The sequence below is a fragment of the Rhodoferax sp. genome (assembly GCF_028689295.1).
Classification (GTDB): Bacteria; Pseudomonadota; Gammaproteobacteria; order Burkholderiales; family Burkholderiaceae_C; genus Rhodoferax.
Window position 1 is genome coordinate 1 of the sequence record NZ_JAQTWL010000046.1, and the last position, 6,198, is coordinate 6,198.

General features: G+C 55.8%; 5 protein-coding genes. 4 read left to right on the forward strand and 1 reads right to left on the reverse strand.

What is annotated here, in order from left to right:
• Nucleotides 1-176: 176 nt before the first annotated feature.
• Nucleotides 177-1,346, reverse strand: a complete 1,170-nt coding sequence (locus PHF15_RS16370; RefSeq protein WP_300122861.1) for an IS4 family transposase — start codon at nt 1,344-1,346, stop codon at nt 177-179.
• Between the two features lie 308 nt (nt 1,347-1,654).
• On the opposite strand from PHF15_RS16370, the gene PHF15_RS16375 reads away from it, so the two are divergent.
• The 4 genes from PHF15_RS16375 to PHF15_RS16390 form a co-directional block, all read left to right on the forward strand.
• On the forward strand, nt 1,655-2,356 hold the full coding sequence (locus PHF15_RS16375; RefSeq protein WP_300122863.1) for a hypothetical protein: 702 nt from the start codon (nt 1,655-1,657) through the stop codon (nt 2,354-2,356).
• Between the two features lie 14 nt (nt 2,357-2,370).
• Nucleotides 2,371-4,044: a P-type conjugative transfer protein TrbL gene (gene trbL, locus PHF15_RS16380; RefSeq protein ID WP_300122864.1), complete on the forward strand. Its 1,674-nt coding sequence runs from the start codon at nt 2,371-2,373 to the stop codon at nt 4,042-4,044.
• A 9-nt stretch (nt 4,045-4,053) separates the two neighbouring features.
• The gene (locus PHF15_RS16385) at nt 4,054-5,550 is read left to right on the forward strand and encodes a toprim domain-containing protein (RefSeq protein WP_300122866.1); all 1,497 of its coding nucleotides are present in this window, start codon (nt 4,054-4,056) and stop codon (nt 5,548-5,550) included.
• 209 nt (nt 5,551-5,759) lie between these two features.
• Nucleotides 5,760-6,198 (forward strand): type IV toxin-antitoxin system AbiEi family antitoxin domain-containing protein (locus PHF15_RS16390; RefSeq protein ID WP_300122868.1); only part of this gene is annotated, 439 nt, incomplete at its 3' end.

Consider the following 6,198-nt stretch of genomic DNA (forward strand, 5'->3'; position numbering starts at 1 on the left):
GACTCCGCCGGAAATGGCCTTTGTTGGGGCCAGTGGACGCGAGGATTTGGCGCGAATTCGTCATCTGCAAAAGCTCGATGCGCTTACCTGGCCGTCTGCCTGGTTGCGGGAACGCGGTCAGTTCGACGCTGCCCGTTTGTGGGATAGCTATTGACTCAGTAGTGTCCCAACGTTCTTCAGAGGAGAGCGAGCTGGTTTAGCTCGAAATCCGGATCTGAATTTATTGAGGGTGGTGTAAGTAGTTGATTTATTGGGATAGTTTCAAACATGGACAAGCTCAGGATTTGTAGGATTTCATACAGGCTGTGATGATCAAGATGCAGACGTTTCTTCGTGATGGCAATCAACAAGTAGGTCGATATGGCAATCCATATCTGCGTCTTGACGGCGTTTTCGCTGGTGCCGAAAAACACCTTGATGCGCAAATGCTGCTTGATCCATTTGAAGAACAGCTCCACCTGCCAGCGTTGCCGGTACAGATCGGCGATCAGTTCCGGCTTCAAGGCAAAGTTGTTGGTCAGAAACACCAGGCGCTTGCCCGCGTCGTCCCTGACCACCACGCGACGCAAGGTCGTGGGGTAATCCTTGCTCGAAAGATAGGTTGTCAGAACACCGGTCTGATCGCACAGCACTGCGGTGTTGATGCGATCCACCGGATGCGAGTAACGCCGCTTGAACTTGGTATTGCTCTTGGCGCGGGTGACAAAGAAGGCTTGGGCCTCGTGAATGACAAACAGCCGGGAGAAGTCCAGATAGCCCCGGTCCATCAGGTAAAACGCGCCAGGCTCCAGCACCAGATCGTCCATCACATTGACCTCGTGCGTCTTGCCGTCGGTGATGTGGATGAAACTGGGGATATTGCCTCTCAAGTCCAGCAGCGTGTGCAGCTTGATGGCCGCCTTGGTCGAGCGAAACGGCGCCCAGGCAAACACCGACAGACACAGGTCGATGGTGCTGGCGTCGAAGGCGTAGACCGCCGCGTCGAGCTCCAGTCCGAACGGCTCCGTAGCGTACAGGGGACGAGCCAAGCCAATCAGGTGCTGGGCGAAGTCCGCATAGATTTGCCACGGGCGTGTGGCGTTCGCATTGGCCAGCGTGTTGCGCGAAATCGTCTGGCAGCGAAAGCCCATGTGGTAGAGCCGTCGTGCTTGCGCGCGAAGGTTGACTTCGATGTCGCGCAGGGATTCTCGGTAGGTCAACTGGGCGAAGGCCATGGCGAAGAACTGGTCCAGACACGAGAAGTCCTTGACCTTGTGTTCGCCGTTGTGCTCGGCCACACAGCGGCGAAACGTGCTCAGCGGCAGATAGAGCATGAGTTGCGCAAATACGAGCTTGCCTTGGTGCATGGTGGTTCTGGGGGGAAAACCGCAAAAAACCACAAGTCTGCCTCTCGACGACATTCAAATCGAGACCAGACTGAAACACCAAATTTGACAAGTAATTCATTAACTTACGACGTTTCGATGTGACAACGTTGGGACACTACTGCTATTGACTGTGACAGGTCAGTAAAGAGCATCTGGCCCGACGCTCACACAGTCATCCCCCTGTGTCACCACGGTTTTACTGGTTGTTTGATCGTGGGAGGGCCATTTTTTTGCGTCAACTTGCGTCTGGCCGGTATGGGACAACAGTATTCAATAAAGGAAATCCCATGAAGCCCAAGAAGCTGCTTTCCAGCGCCGCAGTGGCGGCTGCCTTTGCTTTTGCGTCAATACCATCCGCTCATGCCGGTGGAGGTGGGTTTGTGGGTGCCATGGAAGCCACCCAGTGGCTGAACAACGCCGAGCTGGTCAATGTCTATTCAAGCAATCTGGAACAGCTGCAGCAGCAAATCCAGATGTACCAAAACATGTACCAGAACACGCTCGGCATTCCGATTCAGGCGTGGAGCGGCATTGCGGCGCGTTTGACATCGTTGGTCAGCACGATTCAACACACGCAAGGCATTGTGAATGCCACTGTCAATTCCATCACCGACATGCAAACAACCTACGGCAATGGCAACTTGCTTTCGAACCAACAGCAAAATCTGGTGAATTGGAACAAAGGCTTGAACAACCAGATTGGCGCGGCGTTGCAGCAATTGGGCTTGAACGCCAACAATTTTTCGACAACGCAAAGTGCTTTGCAGCAAATTCAGTTGGCATCCCAGACTGCGGCGGGCCGGTTGCAAGCAATTCAGGCTGGCAATCAAATTGCCGGCATGATGGTCAATGAAACCCAAGCACTGCACGGCACCATCATTGCTGCGGAACAGGCCCGTCTGAATGCCATCGCCAAACAGGAAAACGAAAAGTACCAAGACGAGCTTTTGTACCGCAATTTCTTTCGCAACCATTCCGGCCAATACTGAGCAAGGGGGTCGGGATGCGGGTCGCCATTTTTCTGCTGCTGTGCTGCATCACGCCATGGGCGAATGCCGCTGGCATGATGGACACGCTGGTGAGTCAGGTTCAAGGCGCGTCCGCCGGATGGATGACGACTGCTTTGGGTTACGCCACCAATTTGTTCTTTGGCCTGGCTGCCCTTGAATTCGCCTGGTCGGCCATTCAGCTGACGCTCAAAAAGTCAGAGCTTTCGGAAATCATGGTGGGGACCTTGTTCAAGGTCATGTCCCTGTCATTTTTTGCCATGGTACTGATCAAAGCGCCCGAATGGATTCCTGCCATCATCAATTCATTCAAGGCGGCGGGTGCCGGTGTGGGTGGCACTTCGGTGTTGTCACCCTCTGCGGTATTTGACCAAGGGCTGCAAGTGGCCGCCAGCCTGATGCAATTCTCCAATGATGCCGCTCCCAGCACGGGTGGCATGATCATCAACACCTTGACAAACTCCGGCCAGGGACTTGGCAAATTCATGCTGAGCGCCATCATTGTGGGTGTTGCCTCGGTGTTCATCATTCTTGGCTACGGGCTGATTGCGGTTCAACTGCTCATCACCCTGGTTGAGTCGTACTTGATCATTGGCGGGGGTGCGTTGATGCTGGGATTTTCCGGCTCGCGCTGGACGCACAATTTGTCTGAGAAATACTTTGGCTATGCGATTTCCATTGGCGTCAAGCTGTTCACCATCTATTTGATCATTGGCTTTGGCGACAGCTTCACCCAAGCGCTGAAAGATACCATTGCGGCTGCCTACGCGGCGCACCCGGAGGGCCCCAGTTTTGGTGACTACTTGGGTGTGGGGGGCGCATCGCTGTTCTATGGTGTGACGGGTTACATGGCACCCGGCCTGGCTGGGTCGATGCTGAACGGCACGGTGGCCATGTCCCTGCAAAGTGCTGGCACGGCGGCTGGCATGGTGGGCGGTGCGCCGGTGGCGGCGGGCCTTGCCGCAAGTGCCGCCGGTGCGCGCGCTCTGGGGCTTGCTGGCGGTGCCATGGGCGCATTGCTGCCTGTGCAAAAGGCGGCGGGTGCGATTGGTGGCTCCTCTGCTGGCGTCGGCTTTGGCGGTGGCATCAGTGGTACGGTCAATGCCAACAACCCATTTCAGTCTGCTTCCGGTCCAAGCAACACCAGCAATACCAGCAACACCAGAAAATCCAGCAGCGCAAACAGTGGCGGCACCAGTATGACGCCTTTGCTGGCTTTGCCGGGTTCATCCGTTTTACCCACTGCATCCCCTGCTAGCCAGTCTGGTCGAGCTCGCACACCCATTGATGGCTCTGGCCCTGGCAGCGCAGCGCCCAGCCCGTCTGAGAGTCCGATGGCTCGACGTGGCATGAACGCGAGCGGCCAAAGTTTGGGCCAGACCCAAGCGCCCGGTCTTGTTGACCCGCGTTTTGACCCGTCTGCCACGCCGGGTGGTGGCGCCAAGCAAAGCACCAACGAAACCGGCGGAACGTCTGCCAATTCATTCGATGCGCGGTCTTTCCAACAGCGATTTGAGGCGGACTACAAGCAACATCCGGGCGGCATGGCAGACAAACTCAACAGCTTTTCAAGGCGATTGCAACATGCTGCAGATCGGAGAAAACCGCATTGGGTGAGTGATGGTCATGTGGGTCACGCACCAGGCTTGCGCATGGGGCTCGATACCTGAGGAATCACGGTGCGCTCGCTACAAATCATTGAGAACTACCTCGTTGCACGCGGCTGCGAGATTCAAAAGGTCAAAGACCATATGGTCGAATTTCGTTTACCGGGCGAGACCAGTCGAACGCCTGGCGGGCGGTTGTCCGTGGCGCGCGACGGCTCTCTCAAAATGTGGCATCGCTATGCAGAAAAAGGACTGGCAGCGGGTGAGCCGTGGCATGCCACCGGTGGTATCCGTCTTGGAGATAAATCGACTCCAGCGCTGGCAACCCATATCGACCAGTTGAGTGCGGCCAAAGAACTGTCAGCACTGACCAAAGTTCCGAAATTTTCTTCAGAGCCCCAACAACGCCGCTCGTATGACCGGGAGCAAGTGTGGCGGGCGGCTGATGATCTGTTGCAAACGGCTGGTCTGATTCCGTCACGGCTGCACGGGCGCTATCGCGATGGCTCTGATTCAAAACCTGTCTACAAGTTGCTGGTGTCAAACGATGGTGTTGCAACCGCTTTTTCATTCCGGGGCGACATTGCTCTACCTGCACCTTGGCGGGAGGGCCGACAAACGAGCGATGGCAAGAAAACCATGTATGTCACGGGACGCGATTTGGGGCTGGATGGTGATCTTGCGCCACCCCAGTCATCATCTGCTTTACCGCGCCCGCCGCCTGCTGAGTTGCGTACAACTGACCTGAATCTGAACCGAGACACTTGCAAGTCTTGGATGGCAGGTGTTACCCCGCCAGCTGACCATCGTCACCTTGTCAAAGGCAATGCCGTTCTGGATGGCGCGAAGTTGCGGGTGTACCCCACAGGGCACAGATTTACCGGCACGATCCTGGCCCCCATGTTTCGTCCTGATCCGATGGGCCGGCCAGACACGGTGGAGCTGTGCGGTGTGCAACACCTGATGCCCAAAGTCGCTTTCAACACCGACAAAATCATGGCAAAAGGCACTCACACCGTCGGCGCCTTCGTGCCTTTTCCAGGGCTTGATTCATTGATGAGCGTGCTGGCTAGCGATGCCCTGGCGCCAATACAAGCGTGGCTGGCGGTTACCGATAAAAAGAAACCACTTGTGATCTGCGAGGGGGTGGCAACCGGACTTGCGATTCAGCAAAGCGGTGCGGGCAATACGCTGTGTGCGTTGTCGTCGAACAATGTGATGGTGGTCGCCCAATGGGTCAAGCAAACGGGTTTGTCGAATTTGTTTTCAGATGTCGTGATTGCAACAGATCACGATATCGGCCGGACTGAGGCTGGAAGACTCAAATCAAACGCTATCCCACGGGCTTTGGAGGCTGCAAAGCTGACGGGCTTCGCTTTGGCTGTGCCGCCTGTAACCAGTCAAGTTGGCGCTGATGCGCGGGACTTGCTCGGTCAGGGCGGTCCCCAGGCCGTGCGTGACTTCATCGCCGGCGCTGCACCGGCTGCCGATGTGGAGGATGCAAGGGTTGACATTATTTTGCCTGTCAAAGAAGGTCAACCGGCTTCTGAGCCTGAATTCGAACGGTGAAACCAAACACCAACAGTCCGAGCAGTGACCAGATGGGTGTTCAGGTAACAAGCCGGTTGGCTTGCAACGCATTCATCGGGTGATGGTGAATTGAAAATGATATGAATCATAGGGTACTATTCGGCGATATCCGATGTTTTGTATCAGTGAATCCCAAGAATCAACCATCCCAGCGAAATCGTGCTGTGGCCCATCTGCAGGCCACGGGCATGTCGCGCCTGAGTGAATTGACTGCAAAGGGCATTACTGCAGCGACGGTGTCGCGCCTTGAGCGAGAGGGCGTTCTCGTTCGCCTTGCCCGGGGGCTGTATCAGCTTGCAGACGCATCTCTCGATGTGAATCACACCCTTGCCGAGGCATCCAAACTTGCTCCCAAGGGGGTCATCTGCCTGACTTCGTCCCTGGCATTCCACAGTTTGACTGACCAGATTCCACCCAAGGTCTGGATGGCCATTGGTTCGAAAGACTGGCACCCCACATTTAAATATCCGCCGGTTCGTTTCGCTCGTTTTTCAGAGCCACGCCTGCTACTTGGTGTCGAGAGACACGTCATTGACGGGGTATCCGTGCCAATCTTCGGCGTGGCTAAAACCATTGCAGACTTGTTTCGGTATCGGCAGACCGTCGGCATCAACGTTGCACTGGAAG